The sequence below is a fragment of the Facklamia lactis genome, from assembly GCF_015863205.1.
GTDB classification, from domain to species: domain Bacteria; phylum Bacillota; class Bacilli; order Lactobacillales; family Aerococcaceae; genus Facklamia; species Facklamia lactis.
Genome location: NZ_JACBXQ010000002.1, coordinates 249,692 through 274,428 on the forward strand (window position 1 = coordinate 249,692; position 24,737 = coordinate 274,428).

Below are 24,737 nucleotides of genomic sequence, written 5' to 3' on the forward strand. Positions count from 1 at the left end.
TCTTAATAATATTTAATCGGTTGGTAATTACGTTGTATCCACTTAGATAATAAACTGAAAATTCCCATAACAAGCAAAGTAATCACTAAAAATAAAAGACTATAATTACTCGCAATTGTGCGATCGTTACTTTGTAAATATGGAAAAATTAATATAGATAGAGTTTGAACCTGACCACCGCCAATCATTAAGGTCAAAAAGTATTGGCTAAAAGAAACAATATAAGCCATTGCTAAACTAGTGAACATAACAGGAGTTAATTGAGGGAGGGCTATGCGCACAAAAGCTTGCCAATGATTAGCTCCTAGTAGCCAAGCTTGTTCTTCTTGCTTGATTCCAAGTGCCTGATAGGCTTCCAAAATAATAAAAGAAGCATAGGGCAAAGAATAGACAAGATGAGTTAAAATAATGCCTCCAACAGTATTGGAAAGTCCCCATTGAATCATTTTTTGATGAATTCCGGTCGCAAAGACAGTTACCGGAATAATAAATGGTAAGCTTAGGGTCAATTTAATGTATTTATTCAGTCCCCCTTCCGATCGAACCGCTGCTCGAGCAGTTAAGAGACTAATTATTGTTGAAATTACTGCTACAGTACAAGATATTACCATACTAGAAAAAACACTTTTTCTAAGTCGTTCAGACTGCCGCAAGATTTCTTCTGCTCCTCGCAATGAAAAATGAGTAGGGAACAATAATGGCCATGGCCATCTTGCTGTAATAGTCCAAATACACAAAATAACAATTGGAATTATAAAAATAAAAAAGAGAATCGAATTAATAATTTTCAGTTTCATCCATTCTCCTCCTCAATCTGTTCTGAATCATCAATCGCTTTAAATCAGGGATTGATAAAGCCAGATAAATAATTCCAGCACATACTAACCCCACGACTAATATTAACCCATTTAAAGCCATCGACAAAGGTCGTTGTAATAAATCAGGATGGGTATAAGCTTGGTAAGAAGCAACTGGTAACGCCTTTGGTAAAGTTGGCCCTAACAATGCTGGGACTTCATATGATCCAAACGCATACATAAAAATAATAAAAAAAGATGAAAAAATGGTATTCTTAGCTAAAGGCAAAATGATTTTTAAATAACTTTGCCATTGGTTAGCCCCTAAAGTTCTTGCCGCTTCCCCCAATCCACTAGAGATAGAAGAAAGAATTGGATAACAATAAAAGATAACAAAAGGAACTTCCTTCCATAGAAAAGCTAAAATAATCCCCCATGCATTTTGATTATAAAGCATTAAATCGAACCATTTTTGAGCATTATCAAAGCCTAAACTAAAAAATATACGAGCAAGCAACCCTGTTCTCCCTAACATTTGCATCATAAATAATGTCACAATAATATGAGGAATAATAATCGGCAAACGGATGATTATCTGCATCCCTTTAGACATACTTTCTGATTGTAGCCAAAAGTATGCCACCACTAAACCTAAAAACGTAGATAGCAGTGCCGAAAACAATGCAATCTTTAAAGAAAACCATACTGAATGAGATAATTGTTGATTCGTAAAAAGTTTTAAATAATAGTCAAACGTAAAATCGGTTAGATCTAAAGAAGGAATGATGCCAAAAGACTGCACCATTCCTATCACAACACCTAACATTAAAAAGGTCGTTATCAATAGCTGCGGCAAAAAAAGCATAGCTATATTGAGTCGTCTTTTTAATAGCGAAGACATTTTCTACTCTCCTGCTACTTCTTCTAACCAAATCTCTTCAATAATAGGAACTAATTGTGCAGGCATTTCCGGTAAACGATGCTCCAACAATTCATCCTGAGGGATCGTTCCAGACCCTAAATCAACAGCCGCAAAAGCTTCTTGCTGCTCATCCTTTAATTTATCATTGTCTAAGACCGGAATTTCACCTAATTCTTGATATTTAGATAATTGCATTTCAGGCGACAACATCTCATTTATCGCGACGATAGCAGCTGCTTTGTGAATTGAATTCTTTCCAATCGCGATAAAGCTAGTATTTCCAATTGTTCCTTTATCGAATACAAAAGATTCTGCAGTTTCTGCATAGGAGCCATCCTTAATACCATTAGCTACATCATAAGCGCCATAAGTTTCATAAAAGGCGACTTCTCCATCCATAAATAAATTATTAAGCGCTGGCCCATCAGAAGGATAAGTTTTTCCTTCACTCCATAAATACGGTTTCAATTCATTTAAATAATCTAGAGCAGGCTGAATCGCTTTTTTTACAACTTCTTTATCAGCCTCCATATCTTGAAACTCTTCATAATCAACAAATTCATAAATAATGTTTCTTACAAAGGCAGAACCTGTAAAATCTGGTAGTGCTGGATAAGTAAATGTTCCTGGATTTTCTTTTGCATAATTTAATAGTTCTTCTGCCGTAGCGGGACTTTTTTCAGTAACGGATGAATCTTTAATGAATACTAATTGAGCTTTACTATAAGGTGCTTCATACCCTTCAATTGGATAACCAAAGTCATAAGTATTTTCAGCATCTTCACCATCTACATAATCCTGATAATTAGGTAATTTATCTGTAAAAGGACCGTATAACAAATCATTTTCACGAGCTGTTTTAAAGTTTTCGCCATTGATCCAAATCATATCAATCTCACTTTCACTTGCCTCAGCTTGCTGTTCACTTAGTAATTGTGAAAGTATTTGATCAATATCCATAGGTACTCGATTCAAAGTAATATTATATTTTTCTTTTAGAGTTGGTGCAAACTCTTCATCTAGCCACTTATTTAGGGCTTCATCACCACCCCATCCATAGAAATTAACAGTACTTCCATCTGCTTCTTTTAAGATTTCCTCATAATCTAACGCTTCGAAATCAGAAGATTCCTGTGCTCTAGCTACAATTGGACTCAAAAAACCTAGCAACAGTGTCAACGATAATATCCATTTCACAAAATTTTTCAATTTTTTCTATCTCCTTTACTTATTAAAGTGCATACTAACAAATAAATGTTAGTATGCACCCTTGTTGGTATGAATATATTGTAACTTATCTCGCTACATTTTACTATATCGGCCTATTCTTTAGTTTCCTTACCTGCTTCTAATTCGCCTACAGTCGTGTATTCAACATCATCTGATTTTGGATCCCCGATTTGAACTTCTAAATCATCCTGCATTTGCCATTCATTCCATCCACCATCAAACATTGTAGAATCTATTCCACGTTCATACATCAATAACCAAGGTAAGCAGGATCTCCAACCCGTTCCACAGTAGAAAGCCAAGTCATTCTCAACTGTAAATCCTCCTTCTTCCCACATCGCAATAACTTCGTCAAAATTCTTATTTGTTCCATCTTCATTTTTATAATCTTCCATATCTGAAATATTAGCTTCCCCAGAATCGCGTAGTAATGGACGTCCCCAAACTGCGCCTTTTGGTTCGCCTGCTTTAGGAATATAGGAGTATCCTGATTCAATTCCCAACCACTCATTTTCCGAACGAAGTGACACTAATCGGAAGTTATCATTATTTGCTAACTCCTCCACAGTGTCTTCTAATGATATAACATACTCTGGATTTGCAGGAGTCTCAACTCCAAATTCTTTGACAGGTTCAGGCTTAATTTCACCTTCTTCAGTCTCAAATTTAGCTGCTTCCCATAGTGCAAGTCCTCCATCTAAAATTTTAACAGAGTCTACCCCCATATAAAGTGAAGCCCAAGCAACACGATCCACACCCGTATCCGGACCATATAAGATTAAAGTCGTTTCTTTATCTATTCCGTAATTCAATAGGGCTTTTTCAATTTCTTCAGGTGATCTTAAGTTCCAAACAGGGCCTTCTTCGAAAGAATCCGTATTAATATGAATAGCTCCAGGTAGATGTTTCTTTAAATAATCAGGACTCGCGTCCGCTTCTCCCCATGTTACTTCCGCAATCACAATTTTTTCAGCATCGGTTTTACCATCAATAGCCTCTTTAACCCATTCTGCATCCACATACACTTGCTTTTCTGGGTCAACCGGGTAGGCTCCCTCTTCTGTAACTTCTGCTTCGCTTTCGCTTTCAGACTGAGCATTTGCCCCTAACGGTTGCAAACAGCCAACCCATACACATATTACCATGAACCACGCTACTATCTTTTTCATTCTACACCTCATTTTTATTTATTTCGTCATTATTATATCACTTGCATTTCTAGATAGATAATTTTCACAAGTAAACAAGCTATGCATTTATTTAAAAACCTAATAATGTCCAGATCCTTATAACTTCCAACCTTTCATTACAAAAATAATGTATAATAGCATTGTATGCAAAAATGTAAAGGAGCACGTCCCTATGATTTATTTAGATAATGCTGCTACCTCATTAAAAAAACCTCAAATGGTTATCGATGCTGTTGTACACGCAATGCAACATATGGGGAACGCAGGACGCGGATCATCTGATTCTGCTATGCAAGCCAGTCGTATTATTTTTCAAACTCGTCAAAAAATAAACGACTTAATCAACGGTGAAAATGCTCGCCAAATTATTTTCACTCACAATGCAACCGATAGTTTAAACACGGTTATTAAAGGCCTGTTTTCTCCTAATGACCATATCATTACAACTGTTATGGAACATAATTCCGTTCTGAGACCACTCTACGAACTTCAAGAACAAGGCACTGAATTGTCAATTATCCCAATCAACTCAAAAGGAATTATTGATCCCTTATCCATCAAAAAGCACATTAAACACAATACTAAAGCAATGGTTGTAACACACGCTTCCAACGTAACTGGTAACATTAATCCTATTAAGGAAATTGCAAAGGTGCTACATGATCATAAACTTTTATGTATTGTAGATGCCTCTCAAACAATGGGGGCCATTCCGATTGATGTACAAGATCTAGATTTGGATATCTTGTGCTTTACAGGACATAAAAGTTTATTAGGTCCTCAAGGTACAGGTGGAATTTACGTTAAATCCTCTATCCAAATCAAGCCACTTAAAAGTGGAGGAACCGGTGTTGATACTTTCAGCCATCACCAACCTAGTGACTATCCTACAGCCTTAGAAGCTGGAACCTTAAATAGCCATGGCATCGCAGGCTTAAATGCTGCGCTAGACTATTTAAATAAGGTTGGTATTCATACCATCCGCGATCAAGAACGTCAATTATTAGACTACTTTGTTTCAAAACTACAAAATATTAAAGGCATTCAACTATATGGGACATTTGCTCCTAACCAAGACCGTTGCGGAATAGTATCAATTAACTTAGGAGAAATTGATTCTGCCATTATTGTCGAAGAACTTATTGAACGTCAAAACATTATCACACGAGGTGGTGGCCACTGCGCTCCTCTCATGCATAAAGCGCTTGGTACTGATCAACAAGGAGTTGTTCGATTCTCTCTTTCACACTACACAGAATATGAAGAGCTCGATACTGTCATTGATTGTTTAAAAGAAATAATGAAGGATATGCAATAATTAGGTATTTATAGTTTTTTCAAATAATTCAAAAAATAGTAAAAAATGAAATGAAAACATTAGTAAAATAATGGTTTTATCAAATGACCGTATAGAAAGTAGTGACTCACCATGGAACTAAGACAAATCCAAACTTTTATAACCATTGTCGAATGGGGCAGTTTTTCTGAAGCTGCTAAGCAATTATATCTATCGCAGCCAACTGTTTCACTGCACATTAAACAACTAGAAGCAGAACTTGGTATTGAGCTAATAAGTCGTACGACTAAAAGTCATGAGCTTACCGCTCAAGGACAAGAATTTTATAAGTATGCCCAATCCATTATGAAAATGGCTCGAAATATCGAAGCAACTTTCACACAAAAAAATAACCATCAGATAACAGTTGGGGCTTCCTCAATTGCAGCCACCTACCTCTTACCAGATGCTCTTTCTACTTTTCTAAAAGATAATGAAGATAAAAAAATTAAATTACACCAAAGTGATACCATTAATATCATCAATGATATTGCACTTGGATCATTGAATATTGGAGTAGTTGGCTCTAAGTCAATGAATAATAATTTGTCTTTTGACAAAATTTTTACGGATAAATTAGTGATTGCTACTCCCTATACTGACGAATTTCTGCGCTTAAAAGAGAATAAGGCTCCACTCAAAGAAATTCTTGCCCATCCTATGATTTCAAGAGAAGATGGTTCCGGAACACTAAAAGAAGCCGCCATGATCTTACGAGAATTAGAAATTGATCCTCTCAAATTGAATATCGTATTCGAAATTAATAATAATGATACGATCAAACAATTTATTAAGCTCGGGATAGGCATTTCCATTATTTCTGAATTAGCCGTTCAAAGTGAAGTAAATCATAAAGAAATTCTAACTTTTGATATTGATGGTGTGGATGCAAGTCGAGATTTCTATCTAGTTTATCGTAAAAACGCTCATTTGCCAGATTCCGTCAAAGAATTTATTTATTTTTTAAAAAATTTTAAGCATTAGTTACAGATAATACTGCACCACGTAACCCTATGAACCATCAATTTGATATAATGTACTTAACACATTTTTTGGGAGGTACTTATGAAGATAGCGATTGTTGGTCAGGGGCTAAGTGGTGCTTCTTTGTTACGCTCTTTAATCGAATATGCACCAAAATCTTTCAATTACCAAATTACAGTCTATGATCCCTCTGATCAATTGGCAAGTGGCTTTGCCTATCAAAATGATAGTGGTATACCTCTAATGAATACAGCTGTTAGAGCTTTATCCTGCCAACTAAATAATTCTCAAGATTTAAAAGAATGGCTTCTAGTCCACCATCCTCATGAAGCAAATCCAAATAATTTTATCCCACGACTAATCTACGGACAATACCTTAACCAAGCATATACTAAATATTATCAATTAGAAAATATTATAACCCTACGTGAAGAAGTTCTGACATGTAAAAAACAAGAGAAAGGTTACCTACTCACCACATCCAAAAGTAAAGATACTTTTGATGTTGTTTTCCTTGCTCTTGGTCATCCTCCTTATGCAGATTATTATAATCTCTATGGTTGCGAAGGTTATATCCATAACCCCTATCCCCTCAGTCAGACTCTCAACCAACTGAATCCTAAACATTCAGTAGGAATTATTGGGTCAGGACTAACTGCTATTGACATTGCACGAACCTTAAAGCATGATTATAATTGGGAGTCAATCATTCGCTTCTATATTCAAGATCAACCATTCCATACAGTAGCAATGCCAAACAACTTTACAGATATCATTAGAAACATCAATGAAGATTGGTTGTTTGAACAAAATTTACCACTTTCTTTGGGGTGCTTAGTCGATCAATTTAAACAAGATATGTTAGCTAATCACATTGACCTACACTACATTACCCGCAATTTTTCCAAAGGTACTCATCGCTCTATTCGTCAACAATTAGCTGCAGACGATATTCAATTAAGCAAACTACAGCGGTACCTTTGGGATCTAAATCCTATCCTACCACAATTATATAACGCATTGCTTCCAAGTGAACGAATTAAATATCATAAGAAATATAGTCAATTCATTAAACATATTAAAAGTCAAATGCCCAGAAAATCGCTCTGCGAAATATATCAATGGTTCGATTCAGGAGAGGTTGACTTTATCAGTGGGCTTAAAAAAATTAGCACAGGTCAAGAAAAATTCTTAATCACAACTAACCATCAAGAATTTCATGAGGTCCAGCTGATTAATGCGACTGGCTTCCAACACAGAATTGATTTAGCTCCTTATCTTCCGCCTTTGATTAAGCAATTATGGGATGATAAATTGATAAGTCCGCACCCTTCTCATGGATTACAAGTATCTTATCCCAGTTCGCAAGTAGTTAGTATTGATAAAGGTTTAATCCCTAACTTATTTTTAATTGGACCATGGATTGACGGTGTATTATTAACCTCTAATGATGCAAACATAACAATCAGACACGCCCACCGAGTGGGACAAAATTTCTGGCACAAAAATATCAGACTATAAGACTTTAGGCCCTAGCTTTATTTATTTGGAACTTTTATACTTTAAAATGCCTAATCCTGAAATTTTCTTATGAGGTGACGATGATGAATGAAACAAACCGAAAAGACATTCCAATCGATGAAAACAAGCGAAAGAATATCCAAACTATCATGAATATCTTGAATGTTATTGGGCTTATTATAACTATTCTAATGGTCGTTTGGGGGGCTAAAGCAGGCCTGTTCACTAATCCAGAAAAAATGTATGCGTATATCACAAACTTGGGCATATGGGGGCCCCTTGTCTTTATCATCATTCAGATCGCGCAAACAATCGTTCCTGTTATGCCAGGATCTATCACCATCCCCATCGGAATTCTCGCCTTTGGTCCTTGGTGGGGATTCATTCTCAACCTGATCCCTATTTATTTTGGGTCAATCGTTAATTTCTGGATAGCAAGACGTTTTGGTAAGCCGACAGTCAGAGCGATTGTAGGTGACAAATCATACTATTCCATGATTAATCTATTCGAGCGTAAAAACATTGGCAACCGCCTCTTTACTTTATTAATGTTCGTTCCCTTTTCACCTGCTGACCTACTCTGCTATGGAGCTGGCTTTACTAATATGACCAATAAATATTTCACTTATTCGCTTCTAATAGGTAAGCCAGTATCACTTGCTTTCTACGCTTTTGGAACAGGTTACTTTTTGACTTGGATCATGCACAATTTCGCTTAACCCAACATTTTAGAGCCTTTTAACACGGGTCAGAAATGATTTCCCTAAAACTAAGAAATCCTTCCTTTAAACCTAATAGCAGAACCTCTGCTGTTCCAAGGTTCGTAGCCAAGGGAACCTGATAAACATCACATAAGCGGATCAAAGCTGTCACATCTGGTTCATGAGGCTGAGCAGTTAAAGGATCCCTAAGAAAAATCACTAAATCCATCTTATTCTCAGAGATCATCGCTCCTATTTGTTGATCTCCTCCAAGTGGCCCAGAGTTAAACCGGTTAATCTCTAATCCTGTTCCTTCAATTAAGCGTAAACCTGTAGTACCAGTTGCATACAATGTATGCTTCTTTAATATTTCTTTATATGCGCAGGCTAAATTTATTATTTGTGGCTTCTTTTGATCGTGAGCAATTAAAGCAATATTCATTTCACTACCTCCTCGATAGCGGTTTAAAGACATTTTGATCAGGAACTGTATCCAATTTAGCAACACTAATAAACAATTATAAAATTCCGCCTATCATAGAGCCGGAATTTTGAACATCATTCTTCATTAAAAAATTTAAATCTTGCTGGATCGCTCGATTAATTTCCTCCAGATTCCCTTCATACATACTTTCGATTGCTACTGGAACCCTTTCATCTATTTCTTCTAATAATTTTAAGAGATCAATATCTCCTCGCTTAAGACAGGACTGAATTTTCAATTGTGAAATAGCCATGTTTTTCAAATGGAGATACTCCAAGTGCGGTATTAATTTAGGAATAACCTTTAGTGTATCTTCTCCAGCATAATAAAAATTTCCAACATCACACAACAAACCGATTGATATATTATATAAACTTACCTCTTCTAGAAAGTTAGACAGAAAAGACAATGTTCCCCTTGCCTGTGTCTGATCATTTTCTACAAGAATCCGAAGGTGTTTATCTCTCATTAATTCATTCAAGCTAGAAGCAATTTCCCGAGTAAAGCCCTGAAATTCGCCTACTCCAAATTTAATTCTGCTTGCTCCAAGAAGTTCAGCTTCTTTTATAAAAAGAGACAAGTTAGGGTTGAGTTGGCCCTGGCAGAACAAATCAGCCGGCACTGAATAAAAAACGATCAGACCTCTAGACCTGGCAGCTTTACCACTGGCCATTAATTCATCTCCCAAATTGATAAAAAACTCCCTACGAAGTTCTACACCATCAAAACCGTGATCCGCAATCATTTCAATCAAATGTTCCTGAATAACGTTTTGATTTTGAATATAGGTTTGATAGGCCATTGTGTTTAAAAATATTTTCCTCATATAACCTCTTCTAACTTTTGCATCTTATAAAATGAAATATCCCATGACTTAACGTAACCTATTTCATTTTTAAGGCCAAGTTCTATTTAATTCTTCCGGTCTCGAACCAACCGAAACTTTTTCACCATTTGTAATAAAAGGTCGTTTAATAAGCATCCCATTCTCAGCTAGCAAATCCATAATTTCTGATTCCGACAACTGATCAATTGTTTCTTTTAATCCTAGTTCTCGATATAAGGCTCCGGAAGTATTCATAATTTTTCTTCGATTATCAGGATACAAACTTAAAGCTTGACTAATTTCTTCTATAGTAGGTGGATGCTCTCGAATATCAATTATTTCATCAAAAAGGTAGCCTTTATTCTGCAATGCTTTTATGACTTTTTGAGTTGTAGAACATTGTTTCAAACCATAAACTTTTAACTTCATCATTCTCCATCCTCCAATGACTTCTTCTAGTCTTAGCATACACCTTTTAAAAGACATTTACATCTTTTACACTAATTCCTTCACTTGCAGGCCCCTCAAAAGTCACTTACAATAAATCTATCGAAAGGTGGAATTACATTGAATTATATTGATTTACATTGCGATACTCTCATGATGACATGGCAAGAAGAAGCAGGAGAAAACATTATAAAAAACCAATCTTTTGCCGTTGATTTTGAACGACTGTCAAAAGCAGGAGCTTATGCCCAATTTTTTGCTATTTTTATGCTTTATCCTGAAATTTTTGAAGAAATCAAACGGCCAGTAATAAACGATTGGGAATACATTACTAGTCTTGTTCAACAACTAAACAATGGTCTTAAGCAAACAGAAAAAGTCAAATTAGCAAAAAGCTTTCAAGATTTAAATGATAATCTTAATCATAATATCGTTTCTGCTTTTTTGACCTTAGAAGATGGCCGTCCCTTAGAATCTGATCTAAATAATCTCTATCGTTTATATGATCTAGGTATACGACTGATCACACTTACCTGGAACTTTGAAAATTCTCTCGCCTATCCCAATTCAAAAGATCCTTCAATAATGAATAAGGGGCTTAAAGCATTTGGCTTTGAAGTCATGGAAGAAATGAATCGACTTGGAATGATCATTGATGTCAGCCATTTATCTGATGGCGGTTTCTTTGATTTGATCAAGCACTCTAAAGATCCTATTATGGCCTCACACTCTAATGCTAGGAGCTTATCTAATCATCCCAGAAATTTGACCGATGAAATGATTTATTTGCTAGCAGACAAAGGTGGTATTATGGGACTTAATTTCTGCTCCTCTTTCCTATCGGCCGACCAGGACTGCAATGTTTCAAGAATCGATGACATGGTGAGACATTTAAATTACATAAAAAAACTCGTAGGAATTGAAGTTCTCGCTCTCGGAACGGATTTTGAAGGCATCACTTGCCAGCTAGAAATTGACTCCACCGATAAATTAGACCTTCTGTTTAAACGATTAGATCATGAAGGTTGGACTAGCCAAGAAATTGAAGATTTTGCCTATGGAAATGCTTTACGTTTTATCAAAGAAGTTCTATAACTCAAAACGGTCTTAGCCAGTAAATGGCAAGACCGTTTTTTCTTGAAAAAAATTTATTTGAAAGCTTCTGCCAACAATTCTATCGCCTTTTTACGATTATTGAATCCTGGCATCAAAGGGACTAAAAGCAATTCGTCAGCTTGCAGTTGATTAACATAGGATTTCAACTGCGCAGTCACACTCTCTATACCGCCAACAACGCTTCGAATACGATTGCGAGTGATTGCCTGACGATCAGTATCCGAATAGTTAAAATGCCTAGCTGTTTCAATAGATGGAAATTGCTTTAGTTCAGAAAAATTATCCAAACCGAGTAACCATAAATCCAGTGCTTCAGCAAAGGCTAAACCCTCGTCCTCTGTTTCCGCTACTGCCAAAAAAGGTGCAACGCTAACGATTGGCTCTGTCATAAAAGCTGAAGGCTTAAATTCATCTCGATATACTTGACAGGCTTCAATTCCTACTTGCAATCGATCTTTACTCGCATAGGGGAAAACACCAAAACAATAGCCTAGCCCCAAACGTGCAGCGATTCGAGCGGACTTGACACTCGATGAAAGTAACCACATTTGAGGACGGTGTTCAATAACTGGATTAGCCGCTATTCCATGCTGAGCATGATCTTGATCAAGTGAATCTGTAAGAAAAGCCTGAATGTCTACTATCTTTTGTTCATAATTCTGCTTGAAAGACTTATCTTCATTTAAAGCTGCATACACTTGGGAAGTTCCTCTGGAATTTCCCATACCAAGATCCACTCGATGAGGATAATAAGCTTCTAAGATGCGAAAATTTTCTGCTACCTTCAATGGGGCATAATGAGGCAACATCACTCCCCCAGAACCAATTCGAATTTTTTCCGTATGAGCTAACAATTTCATCATCAATAACTCCGGCGAAGAGGAGGCAAAAGCAGGTACATTATGATGCTCCGCTACCCAGAAACGCTCATATCCCAAACTTTCACAATATTGGGCTAACTTGATAGTATTGTTTAGGGCCTCCTTCGAACTAGAGCCTTCATCTATTTGAGCATAATCCAATATCCCTAATTTAACCATTCAGTTCTCCTAACTATTCAACTGTTTCAGGAATTTCTAGCAGAAAATTAATAAACTTTTGATTGTCCATCTTTGCAATATAATCAGCTAAAGAAATTTCTTTTAAAGCTTGCTCAATATCTTCCTTGCGTAATCTCGTACCTTGCAAAATATCTTCCACTTCTTTTATAGGTTTAACGGCAAAAAAATCACCATTAATTTGAATCGCATCAATTACAGCATTTTTTACAGTCATCCCTACATGAAGCGTTCCAACTCCTTCAAAACGTTCATTTACCTGATATTGAAATTCTTTAAAGCGTCCATAATTCCAATCCCAGTTATTATATGTTTTATTAGCAATAGCATCAATTGCTAACCAATCCTCTTCTGTCAGCTCGTAACGCTTCGCTTGACTTAAATCCTTAACCTCTAATAACTCTTTTAAGATAAAATCAGTAAATTCTTCTACTGTAATCTCTTTATATTCATCAGCTAAGGCTGCACGTAGTGTCCCAACACGGGCTCTTACTGACTGTATCCCATGCGATTCAATCTTTTTCTTATTCGGTTTAAGAACAATTTCCATCACTTCATAATTTGGTTCCAACAGCAAAGAGAATCCTGCATAAACACGGCCTTTTACAACCGTCATGGCCGCTCCAGAAATTTTCTGACCATTCAATGTTAGATCATTTCGACCTTCTTGTTCTAATCCTTCAACACCTAATTTTCCTAGTACTTCTACAATAGGTGCGTATAATTTCTTATAATTGCCAAAGATATCTTTCTCATTATCCGAATTAAACAAAAAACAAAAACTCATATTTCGATCATCCAGATAAATAGCTCCTCCACCTGTTTCACGACGAACTAAACCGATATTATGCTCATCCATATAGGGTTGGTTTACCTCTTCATAGGCATTCTGATACAAACCAATTTGAACAGAAGGATTTACCATATAAGGAAATACAATATCTTCTTCTAAAAAAATATTATCACGTACATAAGCTTGAATGGCCATCGTAGTTCCTTGATCATATACCCATTCACCATTACGTTTTGGTTCAATTAAGATCATTTTATTCTGCTCCTTTATAATAATTCTACAATACCACTTAAAACATCTGAAATATCTTCATTAATTCTCACAGATTGGGCTTTTATTTCTCCTGGAATTCTATAGGGCTTTTGATTCATCGTCACATATAAGGCATTAGGATTAGTTGCAGTCCACTTCTGAAAAGGCTGACGAATGAACTGAGGTGTAGTATGACCCACCCCTATCTCAAGATAAAGAAGCTTTTGATCCTGATACTTGTCAAGAAAAGATTGATAACAGTTGTTTTGCTGATGCCAATCTCTATCTTCTACCATTCCTCTCACTGCATCTCGTTTGTTTACTTCTAGAGGTGCTCCACATTCTGGACAATAAGGAACAAGTTCCTCAGGGATTTTCAAATCTTCTTGTTCTAAAACCATTCGCCTGATTAGATCTTCATCCTGGTAGGTTTGCTGATGACAAAAAGCTGAACACTGCCACAGACCATATTCACCCTGAATTCTAAAAACCTTATCCATCTCATAGTCGGCTGCATAGAAAGCATTATCTGCATTTGTTGTAATAATATGATACGTTTTATCTTTTAAAATTTCTTTCAGATCAAGATAGGCTTGCCCTACCGGTTGATCAAAATAATTCAAAAGTGCAAAGCGACTCTGAAAAGCCCAGTATTCTCGCCAATCTTCAAACTCGGATAAAAAAGCTTGCAACATGTCGTAATAACCATATTTTTCAATAAATTCAGGAAATGCCTGTTCAAACCTAGAACCAACATATGTAAATCCTGTCGCTGCAGACATGCCTGCTCCTATTCCTACAACAACCGCTTCAGCCTCTTCGATTAAACCTTTTAGCTGTATCGTTTGACTGTCTTGACCCTCTTGATATTGCCAAATCGTTTCTGACATTCTTTATTTCCCTTCATCACTTAATAATTCTGAGTAAAGATGATAATCTAAATCTTTAAACACATTAAAAATAACCTTCAAGTTAGAACCGTTATGACTTAAATATTCTTTGACCATTCTAATTGCGGTTTCAGCTGCTAATCGATTGGGATAATTAAATTCTCCTGTAGATATGCAACAAAAAGCTATCGTAGTCAATTGCTCTTGATCAGCTAATCGCAAACACTCTTGATAAGAAGACTCTAGCAAAGCCTGTTTAAGAGGAGTAACACCTCTCTGATCAATAAATGGTCCTACTGTATGAATCACATATTTAGCAGGCAAGTTAAAAGCAGGCGTTAATTTAGCTTTCCCCATCGGTTCTCGTTTACCTTGATCTTCTATTAGCTCATGGCAAGCTAGGCGTAGCTGGATACCAGAACGAGTATGTATAGCATTATCAATACAATTATGATTAGCTTGAGTACACCCTAGCATGTCAGAATTGGCTGCGTTTACAATTGCATCCACTTGCAAAGTTGTAATATCTCCTTGCCATAAATATATCTGATCCGCTATTGGTTGTAGTTTATTAAGTCCGGTTATCTGGCGGCCATTCAAAAGCGTTTGCAGTACCTGATCTTGAATTTCTAAGAATTCTTCTCTCGCCACAACGGGCGGTCTAACATTACAATATCCTCGAAAAATTTCAAATTTATCTGATATAGTCTGATTGGGATATTCCTCAAAGTGAGCCTGCATATGAGGCATCTCTTCTGATAATTCTTTAATTAAAAAATCTAGCTGTTCTTCTAATGCCATACAAAGCTCCTTCTAATGGCGAATAAGGATTATAGTGCTAAACATTAGCAACCATAATCCTTATTATTTTAATTATTTCACTTACGCTTCTTCCAAAGCATCAAATTCAGCAGCATCTACCTCTACTAATCTCACTAACCAATTTTCCTCTTTTTTTGCAGAGTTAAGTAACGTTGGATTAGCAATTACCGCTTCATTACGTTCTGCTACTTTCCCTGAAATTGGACTTGTAATCTCAAGAACCGTTTTTGAGGCTTCTAAATTGGCAATTCCTCCATCTTTTTCGATGTTATCTTCTTCAGAATACTCAACAAAGCCTACAGTCCCAATATCATCCTGCAGTTCCGGAGTCATACTAATGGTATATTCATTACCATTTTGTTCAATAAACAAAAAATTTCCACGTTTCATCATATCGTTATACCTCTTTCATCACTTTATGTTACAAAAATAAACTCTCTAAATTAGTTTATCAAAGTTTGTGAAATTTTGCTAGATATAATCTTCTCTTCTTTCTAGTCATCATAGAAACGACGATTCTTATTACTAGTATTATAAAAAGTAAAGCCTTGACCAATAACTTCTTGAACATCGGTCACCGTAATAAAGGCATTAGAGTCAATTGCTGAAATCATGCGCTCAATTTTAATGACTTGAGGGCGAGACACTACAATATAGAGCACTTCTCGCTCAGCTCTAGAATAATAACCATAGGCCTTGAAGACTGTAATCCCTCGATCAATACTCTCAATAATCATTTTAGCAATGGGTTCCGGATTCTCAGTAATAATCATCATTGATTTTCGCTGACTAAAACCAACCGTTACTAACTCTAGGGCTTTCGAAGTTAAAAATTTCATAAAGATGGTAGCAAAAGTATTCTCTGCACCAATCACAAATGATGAAGCCAATACAATAGACATATTCAATATAAAGGTCCCCGTCGCAAAATTTAAACCCGTATATTTTTTTAAAATCATTGCAATAATATCAGTCCCTGCTGAAGACCCGTGCCCCTTAATAATCATCCCCAAGCCTATCCCCATCACTATCCCTCCTGCCATTGCAGAAATAAGGATATTATCTGATATGAAAATCGGTGGAAAAACAGTATTCAAGGCCCAAGAAGTAACCAACATTGCATAAATAGTAAAAACTAATGTTCTCATATCTAAAAAACGATACCCAATCGCTAAAATAATAGCATTCACAATTAAATTAGTCGTTCCTGTTGGTATTTCTTTTAAATAATAGAAAATAATGGCAATCCCAGCTACCCCACCATTACCAAAATGATTTGGCAGAACAAAACTATTGACTCCCGCTGCATACACAATACATCCCAAAGTCACCATCACAATTGAATAGGCAATTGCCCATGGCTTTAGGGCTAGATTTAAATTTGGAACCCAAGAACTCATCCTAATCTCCTTATATGATATTTATATAGCTTATTATAGACCTTCCAATACAAAAATAAAGCTGTCTCACGCTTAAATTCATATGAGAATTATCTAAAAAAAGCTAGTATATTGATACTAGCTTCTTAGATACTTATTCAACTGTCACAGACTTAGCCAAATTCCGTGGCTTATCTACATCTAATTCACGATCCAAAGTAGCAAAATAAGCAATTAATTGCCCTACAACAGCTGTTACGAGTGGGGTTAAAAGTGCATGAACATCTTCAATAACAAAGTCATCTTGTTCTTTAAATAACTTTTTCATCGAAATGACCATATTTAATGCCCCCCTAGCCTTTACCTCTTCAATATTTCCTCTGGTGTTAGCTGCAGTACTCTCATCGGTCATAATAGCTATTACTGGGGTCCCTTCTTCTATCAAAGCAATCGTTCCATGTTTTAATTCTCCTGATGCGAAAGCTTCGGTTTGAATATAGGAAATCTCTTTTAATTTCAATGCAGCCTCTAAAGCAACATAATAATCCACATATCGCCCGATATAAAAAGCATTGCGACTTTTTTTCAAAGAGCTTTGTACCCAGGTTTGGAGCTTCTCTTTTTGACTTAGGACAGACTCTATTGCATGCGCACTAATGCTCAACTCATGACCTAAGTCGATCTTATCATTATCAGCAATCCGATTTGCCAATATAGCAAGTATTGTAATTTGAGCGGTATAAGCTTTTGTTGAAGCAACTGCTATTTCTGGTCCTGCGTTCAATAATAAAGTATAGTCTGACTCTCGAGATAAAGTAGAACCTTTTACATTAGTAATCGTTAAGGTTGGATAAGCTAACTGTTTCACTTTCACTAATGCTTGACGACTATCAGCCGTTTCTCCTGATTGAGAAATAAAAATGAAAAATGGCTTTTCACTCAAAAGAGGGGGATGATAAGCAAATTCTGAAGCCAAATGAACTTCAGTAGCGATTCCTGCTAGTTCTTCAAAAAGCACCTTTCCAATTAATCCTGCATGATAAGAAGTACCACATGCCAAAATATACAAACGATCAGACTTTCTAATAGCTTCCAACATTGGAAGATCCAGATCCCACTCTCCTGCTTCATTTTGATAGGCTTGAATATTTCGTCTAATTACTGCCGGCTGCTCATCAATTTCTTTAATCATATAATAAGGATAAGTTCCTTTATCTAAATCATTATGATCAATCTCAGCTTGATAAGAGTCTCGTTTAACAATACTTCCATCTAACCTTTCAAGCATCACTGACTCTCGGGTCAACGTAATAATTTCACCATCTTCGATCTCTAAATATTCATTAGTAGCTTCAATTGTGGCCATTGCATCAGAAGCAATAACATTAAAGTCATCTCCTATTCCAATAAGTAGAGGAGACTTACTTTTTGCAGCATATAAAACTTGAGGATTTTCAATATCCATTAAAGCAAAGGCATAAGAACCATGAATTAAAGAAAGCGTCTTTTTAAAGGCATCCTTTGTTTGCATATTATCTTCCAACACAAACTTTTCAATCAAGGCAACAATAACCTCCGTATCTGTTTGTGATTTCAAACGAATATCTGGTAAATATTTGACTTTCAATTCCTGATAGTTTTCAATCACTCCATTATGTATTAAGGTAAAACGTCGCGTATTGGATTGATGAGGATGTGCATTCTCGGTCGAAGCAGCTCCGTGTGTTGCCCATCTTGTATGACCAATTCCTACACTCGCCTCACTATCAAAATTTACGATTTCTTTCAGTTTTGCAATTGGTCCTTGCGTTTTGAATAGCTGAGCATTTCCCTTTTGATCGCTGATAAAAATGCCAGCAGAATCATATCCACGATATTCTAATTTTTCTAAACCCTTTATTAAAACTTCTTGTACATTACAATTTGCTTGTCCAATAAATCCTACAATTCCACACATAAATTAACTCCTCATTTCCGAAATAAATTTATGCTTTCAATGCTGAAATAGCCTCTGTCTTAGTCTTTACAAACTAATTTTGTTCTATTTCTGTAGACCGCATAGCCTTGAGCCATCCGCCGAATCTTTCGATAAGCTCATTCCTCGTCACCTAATAAACTTCATAGGCCTGGCGCTATCCTATTTCCCTCCTATATTTTTTCTGAAAGCTTTTTTAATTTACACTAATCAAAAAGTCTTGTCAAAGAATGTCTAAAAAAAAATAAGGCCAAGCCTTATTTTTTAATTATTTATTTTTTTGAGGACGGTTGTAGAATATGCCGACACCTCTATTTGTTGAACGGCTGTATATTTTTTATTACCTTGCAAATCTACTACTCCATCTTCTACTAATACGTAATAATCTCCTCGTTTGATATTAAAATGAATCGGCTCGCGATTACCATTAAAAATTAGTAATAAATCATAACCTTCTCCTGCATAACGTAATGCTACGATCAAATCATAAGCCTGAATAATTTCTGCTGTTTGATGAATTTCTTCAAAAGTGGTCTGACGAAGCAGTGATTCCTGCTTTCGTAATTGAATAAGCTGTCGCGTGTATTCTACCGTATGTTGATACTTTTGAGGCCTATCCCAATCAATTTGATTAATCATATTAGGACGGTTATAGCTATCTCGAATTCCAAACTTGGTTCGAAGGAATTCCTGTCCAGCATGAATAAATGGGATTCCTTGAGCTAACAATACAAGGGATAAAGCTAATTCCTGCTGTTTAATAATAATATCTTTTGCAAGAAAAGGATCTGCCTTTACGAGACGATCATACAGAGTATAATTATCATGAGCTTCGCAATACTGTACCACTTGATTTGGAGCTGAAAATAGATAAGAATCATAATGAGCCAGAAGGTTGTTCACTAATTTCTCTTCCATATACCAAGCACCATTAATAAAACCTCTGGCCTCCGCATCAAAGTCATTCCCTTTAATTGCCTCACGAATCCCATCATTAAATTGTCCTATTCTCGGCATCCCTTTAGCATTTAAACTATTTGCTTGCTCCTCAGTCGGAAGTGGAGTATACATATTCCACCCTTCACCAATGATAAGAATTGAAGGATCAATTTCATCCAGAAGCTCTCTTACCTGATTCATTGTCTGAAGATCATGAATTCCCATTAGATCAAAACGAAATCCATCAATTTGATATTCTTCTGCCCAAAATTTAATACTATCAAGAATGTATTTACGCATCATTAAACGTTCTGAAGCTGTATCATTCCCAACTCCTGTACCGTTTGTTAACTCCCCATCTCTATTATAGCGAAAATAATATTTAGGAACTGTCAATTGAAAAGCATGCGATTCCACTTCATAGACATGATTAAAGACGACATCCATGATCACTCTTAATCCTTTATCATGAAAAGCTTGGATCATCGACTTCAATTCTGTTATCCGGCAAAAAGGATCATAAGGATCCGTTGCATAAGAGCCCTCAACTGATTGGTAATTTTGCGGATCATAACCCCAATTATATTCTAGTGGGTTTTCAATCGTCTCATCAACTGTCTGAAAATCAAAAATTGGTAATAATTCAACATGAGTGACACCAAGACTCACAATATAATCCAAACCGGTTGCAAGACCCATTTTAGACTGAGTTCCTGACTCTGCTAACCCCAAAAATTTCCCTTTATGGTTAATGCCACTATTTTTTGCGATAGTCAAATCTCGAACATGCACCTCATAGATCACCGCATCTAACGGATTAGAAAAAGCAGGCATTCTCTCTCCCCAATTTGAAGGATCTGTCCTGCTAAGATCCACCACCACTGATCTCCTACCATTTACTGTGACTGCCTTTCCATAGGGATCAACAGTTTCATTCACTTCTTGTTCAGCAAAAGTTAATCTATAACGATAGGTTAAACCATGTTGATCGCCATCCAACTTGGCCTCGAAAATACCCACTTCCTGCTTCCGAAACATTTGAATTTGTCTTTTGGGACGACCGTAATATCCTTCAAAGAGAACCAATTCCACACTTAACGCAGTTGGAGCCCATACTCTAAAAAGAGTATATTGCTCCTGATAAAGAGCCCCCAAAGCTCCATCATAATAAAATTGGTCTAATTGCATTGGTTCGTGTACCAATATATTCACTTCCCTATTCAATGTTGTCTTTCTCATTATAAATAAAAAAAAAAGCAATAGCGAGCGATTTTCGCTTGCTATTGCGAATTACACAATAATTTGTCAGTGAATTCTACTATTTAGTTATTTTTAAATTTCTTACGATGGGACAATTGACAGTAACGCTCATACCAAATATCAATGAAGGCAGGATTAAAAGGTCCCTTTCCTTCTTCAATCCAGCGAACAAGTTCTTGAATATTATATTTCAAAATCCGATCAATCTCTGGTGGGTAATTATAACGTTTACTGTGAATTTCATACTCATCAAGATCAAGAAGACGCTTCTCTCCATCAGGAAACATCTTGATATCTAGATCATAATCAATATATTTTAATGCTTCTTTATCCAACACATAAGGTGATGCCAAATTACAATAATAAGTTACACCTCGTTTACGGATCATTGCCACAATGTTAAACCAAAAGTGCTGATGATAATAAACAAGTGCCGCTTCACGCGTCATCCACCTGCGACCGTCTGACTCAATCACTAAAGTATGATCATTACATCCAATAATTGACTGCTCACTTGTCTTTAGGACCATTGTATCGCGCCATGTCCGATGTAAAGATCCATCGTGTTTATAACTTTTAACAGTAATGAATTCACCTTCTCTTGGCTGCTTCATCACTGAACCTACTTTCTGTTGTGTAAATATACTAGCCTATCGGCTTTCAGCTTTTCCTAGAATATTATAGCATACTCCTTTATCTTTAGGGGAGCGAATTTAAAATCCTATACTAAATTGAATTCAAGCCAAAGTCTTTCAAACCAACAAATAATGAAGTAGCTGTTATAATAAGTACAAGTTCATTCTAGAAAGGAAGATATCATGTCCTCAACAACTACTCATACTCAAGGCCTCGAAATTGGCATTTATACCCTTGGCGACCATATTCCTCATCCTCTCACAGGTGAGCGTATTTCCCAAGAACAGAGAATTAATGAGATAATTCGCTTTGGAATAGAAGCTGAACAAGCTGGACTAGACCTCTTCTGTGTTGGGGAAAGTCACCAATCCTATTTCATTAGCCAAGCTCATACTATTATTCTAGGAGCGATCGCCCAGGCTACTTCCAAGATCAAATTAGCCTCTGCCTCGACCATCATTTCTACAGCAGATCCTGTTCGTATTTTTGAAGACTTCGCAACACTTGATCTGGTTTCAAAAGGACGTATGGAAATTATTGCTGGACGTGCTTCAAGAGTCGGTTTATTTGATCTTTTGGGATATGATGTTCGAGATTATGAAAAACTCTACGAAGAAAAATTTGAATTACTTCGTTTAATAAATAATGAAATGATTGTTAACTGGCAAGGCGAGTTTCGTCCCCCTCTCGAAAATGCCTCAATCTTACCTCGTCCATATCAGAACCGAAAGCTCCCAATCTGGCGAGCTGTAGGTGGGCATCGAGCATCTGCTATTCAAGCTGGACGTCAAGGAGCTCCTATTTTTCTGGCTCATCTAACAGGACCAGTAGATCTCCATTTAGCAAATATTAATGCCTATCGAGAAGCATTAAATGAGAATGGTTATAATAGTCAAGACTTTCCTATTGCTACCGCTGGTATGTTCTATGCGGCAGAAACTTCTCAAAAAGCACGACAAGAAGCTTATCCTTTTATCTCAAAAGGCTTCATGTTCTCAAATGGCCAAACTTTTCCTAAACGAGCCTTTGCTCAATCTGAAAAACTCAACGACATATTAAATATTGGGTCGTCCCAAGAAATCATTGAAAAGATTCTCTACCAGTACGAAAGCTTTGGTATCAGCCGTTATATCGCTCAAATTGACTTTGGTGGTGTTCCTTTCGAAAATTTGATGAACAATTTAGAATTTCTTGCTTCTGATATTCTGCCAGCCATTCGTCGCTACACCAAACAAAAAGTTTCCGATCAAATTGAACCTGACCAACACGAAACATTCAAAGAACAAGTTCAATTATTGACACAGGAGGAAAACTAATGAAAATTGTTTTATTATCAGGTTCTCGAATGGGTAGCAAAACGCGTCAAGCAATAGACCTAACCCATCAATTAATTCAAAACCAATATGAAGAAATTCACGTTGACTTAATCGATTTAGCCGAAAAAGAAATTGATTTCGCTGATGGCCACCATTATTTAGAATTAACAGGCGATGCTGGCCAGGTCACTCAGACCATTATGGAATCTGATGCTTTGATCATTGGTAGTCCAATCTTCCAGGCTTCTCTACCTGGTTCACTCAAAAATATATTCGACCTCTTACCACAAAATGCTTTAAGAGGAAAAACGGTAGGGATCGTTATAACAGCAGGGAGCCCCAAGCACTATCTCATCGCTGAATACCAACTAAAACCGATACTAACATATATGAAAGCCATGGTTCTTCCTTCATATGTCTTCATCGAAGAAACAGATTATGCTCAGGGGAAAATTATCAACCAAGATATTCACTATCGGCTAGAAAATCTCATCAAAGATACCATCTTATCAAACCAGGCTCTTCAACTAGCACAACAACAAGAAGAGGATACTTATGATTTCTAAATTTTGAAATATCAAAAAGTAGAAAAGACAGCTCGCCTCTAAAAATAATACCGACCACCAAAATTAGCCTCATACCTAACTTTGGTGGTCGATATTATTATTCACTTAACCTATCAAATAATTTTATCTGGAGCTTAGAAAGAGCATAATCTCCCAAGCTTAACGGATCTACCCATGTAAAACTTGAATCATTTATCTGCAGATAATCTAATAGTTCTTGACCACTGCCTTCAATTCTTACAGGCAGCACCGCTACTTGCCATTTACGATGGCTAAAGATATGCTGAATTGGCGTAGACAATTCCTTCATGGTTATTTCAAAATTATTCTTTAATTTTATTATTGCGTCCTCTTCTGCTACTATAGATTCCTCATCTAAATAGGTATAAAAAAAGGCTTCTTTAGTTTCTTTAGAATTATTTAAAGCCAAAAGATCCAATTGAACCAGCGGATAGTGCCAAAGTCCTTCTAATAGTTCCCCTACTTGATGCTGACGCATCAAATAATGACCACGGTTATTTTGGATTTGATAAGCTAACCATTCTTGCTGAAGTTGCTTTGTTTTTTTCTTCTTAACAGGATATAAATGACTTGTATGATTCTGATAAGACTGATCAAATTCTTTTAAAAAATGATTTTCCGGTCGATGGGCTGAAGGTGTCATAATCGTAGCCCCAACATCCATCAAAGCTTGATTAAAATCTCCAGGCCGATCCGGATCAATCAAGCGATCCAAAATATCTTTAAAGATTTTGCGACTTTTAGGTTGACTAATATCTTCTTCAATTTCAAAAAGTCTTGCGGTTACTCTCATCAAATTACCGTCAATTGCAGGTTCTGCAATATTATAAGCCATCGAAGCAATGGCTGCTGCAGTATAGGGACCTATCCCTTTTAATGTTAAAAGCTCTTTCATATTATTAGGCATCTGCCCCTCATAAAGTTCCACGATTTGTTGAGCAGCGATTTGCATATTTCTAACACGTGAATAATAACCTAAGCCCTGCCAAAGATTCAATAAATCCTCCGTTGGGTAAACAGCTAAATCTTTTATGGTGGGTATTTGTTCGATAAAACGTTCATAATAAGGAATCACTGTGGAGACTTGAGTTTGTTGTAACATAATCTCACTTACCCAGATCTTATAAGGATCTTTCGTCCTCCTCCATGGCAAATCCCTTCCCTCCTGATCATACCAATTCAATAGTTTTCTTCTGAAGTCATTCACCTGTTGATCGGACCAATTAAAATACTGTTTATTTATGGACAATAATCGTTCATTCCTTTGCATTTCTAA

The 24,737-nt window shown here is 36.3% G+C and carries 24 protein-coding genes; 7 read left to right on the plus strand and 17 right to left on the minus strand.

What is annotated here, in order from left to right; translation table 11 throughout:
- Positions 1 to 2: 2 nt before the first annotated feature.
- From HZY91_RS04130 to HZY91_RS04145, 4 genes are all read right to left on the minus strand, one after another.
- Complete coding sequence (locus HZY91_RS04130) at positions 3 to 797, minus strand: ABC transporter permease (protein ID WP_197115005.1); 795 nt, start codon at positions 795 to 797, stop codon at positions 3 to 5.
- Complete coding sequence (locus HZY91_RS04135) at positions 778 to 1,698, minus strand: ABC transporter permease (protein ID WP_235991456.1); 921 nt, start codon at positions 1,696 to 1,698, stop codon at positions 778 to 780. Before HZY91_RS04135 ends, HZY91_RS04130 begins: the two co-directional genes overlap by 20 nt.
- A gap of 3 nt (positions 1,699 to 1,701) precedes the next feature.
- Positions 1,702 to 2,928: an ABC transporter substrate-binding protein gene (locus HZY91_RS04140; protein WP_197115006.1), complete on the minus strand. Its 1,227-nt coding sequence runs from the start codon at positions 2,926 to 2,928 to the stop codon at positions 1,702 to 1,704.
- Positions 2,929 to 3,041: 113 nt separating this feature from the next.
- The gene (locus HZY91_RS04145; protein WP_235991591.1) at positions 3,042 to 4,118 is read right to left on the minus strand and encodes a sulfurtransferase; all 1,077 of its coding nucleotides are present in this window, start codon (positions 4,116 to 4,118) and stop codon (positions 3,042 to 3,044) included.
- A gap of 193 nt (positions 4,119 to 4,311) precedes the next feature.
- Between HZY91_RS04145 and HZY91_RS04150 the strand changes: the two genes are divergently transcribed.
- The 4 genes from HZY91_RS04150 (at position 4,312) to HZY91_RS04165 (ending at position 8,699) form a co-directional block, all read left to right on the plus strand.
- Positions 4,312 to 5,457 carry an aminotransferase class V-fold PLP-dependent enzyme gene (locus HZY91_RS04150; protein WP_197115007.1) on the plus strand — a complete coding sequence of 382 codons (1,146 nt, stop codon included), beginning with the start codon at positions 4,312 to 4,314 and terminating at the stop codon, positions 5,455 to 5,457.
- 111 nt (positions 5,458 to 5,568) lie between these two features.
- The gene (locus tag HZY91_RS04155; RefSeq protein ID WP_197115008.1) at positions 5,569 to 6,459 is read left to right on the plus strand and encodes a selenium metabolism-associated LysR family transcriptional regulator; all 891 of its coding nucleotides are present in this window, start codon (positions 5,569 to 5,571) and stop codon (positions 6,457 to 6,459) included.
- Positions 6,460 to 6,540: 81 nt separating this feature from the next.
- Positions 6,541 to 7,980: an FAD/NAD(P)-binding protein gene (locus tag HZY91_RS04160; RefSeq protein ID WP_197115009.1), complete on the plus strand. Its 1,440-nt coding sequence runs from the start codon at positions 6,541 to 6,543 to the stop codon at positions 7,978 to 7,980.
- 80 nt (positions 7,981 to 8,060) lie between these two features.
- Positions 8,061 to 8,699, plus strand: coding sequence for a TVP38/TMEM64 family protein (locus HZY91_RS04165; protein WP_235991592.1), 639 nt, complete (start codon positions 8,061 to 8,063; stop codon positions 8,697 to 8,699).
- Positions 8,700 to 8,718: 19 nt separating this feature from the next.
- Here HZY91_RS04165 and mgsA read toward each other — a convergent pair whose 3' ends face one another.
- The 3 genes from mgsA to HZY91_RS04180 form a co-directional block, all read right to left on the minus strand.
- Entirely contained in the window at positions 8,719 to 9,123 is a 405-nt protein-coding gene (gene mgsA / locus HZY91_RS04170; protein ID WP_197115010.1) for a methylglyoxal synthase, read from the minus strand.
- 76 nt (positions 9,124 to 9,199) lie between these two features.
- Complete coding sequence (locus HZY91_RS04175; RefSeq protein WP_197115011.1) at positions 9,200 to 9,991, minus strand: sugar phosphate isomerase/epimerase family protein; 792 nt, start codon at positions 9,989 to 9,991, stop codon at positions 9,200 to 9,202.
- Positions 9,992 to 10,060: 69 nt separating this feature from the next.
- Complete coding sequence (locus HZY91_RS04180) at positions 10,061 to 10,423, minus strand: Spx/MgsR family RNA polymerase-binding regulatory protein (RefSeq protein WP_235991459.1); 363 nt, start codon at positions 10,421 to 10,423, stop codon at positions 10,061 to 10,063.
- Between the two features lie 135 nt (positions 10,424 to 10,558).
- Between HZY91_RS04180 and HZY91_RS04185 the strand changes: the two genes are divergently transcribed.
- Positions 10,559 to 11,533 (plus strand): dipeptidase, encoded by a 975-nt coding sequence (locus tag HZY91_RS04185; RefSeq protein WP_197115012.1) that lies wholly within the window; start codon positions 10,559 to 10,561, stop codon positions 11,531 to 11,533.
- Positions 11,534 to 11,586: 53 nt separating this feature from the next.
- Here HZY91_RS04185 and HZY91_RS04190 read toward each other — a convergent pair whose 3' ends face one another.
- The 9 genes from HZY91_RS04190 to ntdP all read right to left on the minus strand — a co-directional run bounded on the left by HZY91_RS04190 (position 11,587) and on the right by ntdP (position 21,536).
- A complete protein-coding gene (locus HZY91_RS04190; RefSeq protein WP_197115013.1) occupies positions 11,587 to 12,594 on the minus strand; it encodes an LLM class flavin-dependent oxidoreductase in 1,008 nt (335 codons plus the stop codon).
- A 13-nt stretch (positions 12,595 to 12,607) separates the two neighbouring features.
- The gene (gene lplA, locus HZY91_RS04195; protein WP_197115014.1) at positions 12,608 to 13,657 is read right to left on the minus strand and encodes a lipoate--protein ligase; all 1,050 of its coding nucleotides are present in this window, start codon (positions 13,655 to 13,657) and stop codon (positions 12,608 to 12,610) included.
- Between the two features lie 14 nt (positions 13,658 to 13,671).
- Entirely contained in the window at positions 13,672 to 14,547 is an 876-nt protein-coding gene (locus tag HZY91_RS04200; RefSeq protein WP_197115015.1) for an SIR2 family NAD-dependent protein deacylase, read from the minus strand.
- A 3-nt stretch (positions 14,548 to 14,550) separates the two neighbouring features.
- Positions 14,551 to 15,348 (minus strand): protein-ADP-ribose hydrolase, encoded by a 798-nt coding sequence (locus HZY91_RS04205; protein ID WP_197115016.1) that lies wholly within the window; start codon positions 15,346 to 15,348, stop codon positions 14,551 to 14,553.
- A gap of 81 nt (positions 15,349 to 15,429) precedes the next feature.
- Positions 15,430 to 15,762, minus strand: a complete 333-nt coding sequence (locus HZY91_RS04210; RefSeq protein WP_197115017.1) for a glycine cleavage system H family protein — start codon at positions 15,760 to 15,762, stop codon at positions 15,430 to 15,432.
- A 101-nt stretch (positions 15,763 to 15,863) separates the two neighbouring features.
- On the minus strand, positions 15,864 to 16,769 hold the full coding sequence (locus tag HZY91_RS04215; protein WP_197115018.1) for a YitT family protein: 906 nt from the start codon (positions 16,767 to 16,769) through the stop codon (positions 15,864 to 15,866).
- A 133-nt stretch (positions 16,770 to 16,902) separates the two neighbouring features.
- On the minus strand, positions 16,903 to 18,705 hold the full coding sequence (gene glmS / locus HZY91_RS04220; protein WP_197115019.1) for a glutamine--fructose-6-phosphate transaminase (isomerizing): 1,803 nt from the start codon (positions 18,703 to 18,705) through the stop codon (positions 16,903 to 16,905).
- Between the two features lie 282 nt (positions 18,706 to 18,987).
- Complete coding sequence (pulA, locus tag HZY91_RS04225) at positions 18,988 to 20,865, minus strand: type I pullulanase (protein ID WP_197115020.1); 1,878 nt, start codon at positions 20,863 to 20,865, stop codon at positions 18,988 to 18,990.
- 119 nt (positions 20,866 to 20,984) lie between these two features.
- Complete coding sequence (gene ntdP / locus HZY91_RS04230) at positions 20,985 to 21,536, minus strand: nucleoside tri-diphosphate phosphatase (protein ID WP_197115021.1); 552 nt, start codon at positions 21,534 to 21,536, stop codon at positions 20,985 to 20,987.
- Between the two features lie 204 nt (positions 21,537 to 21,740).
- On the opposite strand from ntdP, the gene HZY91_RS04235 reads away from it, so the two are divergent.
- Together HZY91_RS04235 and HZY91_RS04240 are read left to right on the plus strand one after the other, a co-directional pair.
- Positions 21,741 to 22,874, plus strand: coding sequence for an LLM class flavin-dependent oxidoreductase (locus HZY91_RS04235; protein WP_197115022.1), 1,134 nt, complete (start codon positions 21,741 to 21,743; stop codon positions 22,872 to 22,874).
- Positions 22,874 to 23,440, plus strand: a complete 567-nt coding sequence (locus HZY91_RS04240; RefSeq protein WP_197115023.1) for an NADPH-dependent FMN reductase — start codon at positions 22,874 to 22,876, stop codon at positions 23,438 to 23,440. The genes HZY91_RS04235 and HZY91_RS04240 overlap by 1 nt, the downstream gene beginning before the upstream one ends.
- Positions 23,441 to 23,537: 97 nt before the next feature.
- Here HZY91_RS04240 and mutY read toward each other — a convergent pair whose 3' ends face one another.
- Positions 23,538 to 24,731 carry an A/G-specific adenine glycosylase gene (gene mutY, locus HZY91_RS04245; protein ID WP_197115024.1) on the minus strand — a complete coding sequence of 398 codons (1,194 nt, stop codon included), beginning with the start codon at positions 24,729 to 24,731 and terminating at the stop codon, positions 23,538 to 23,540.
- Positions 24,732 to 24,737 lie beyond the last annotated feature (6 nt).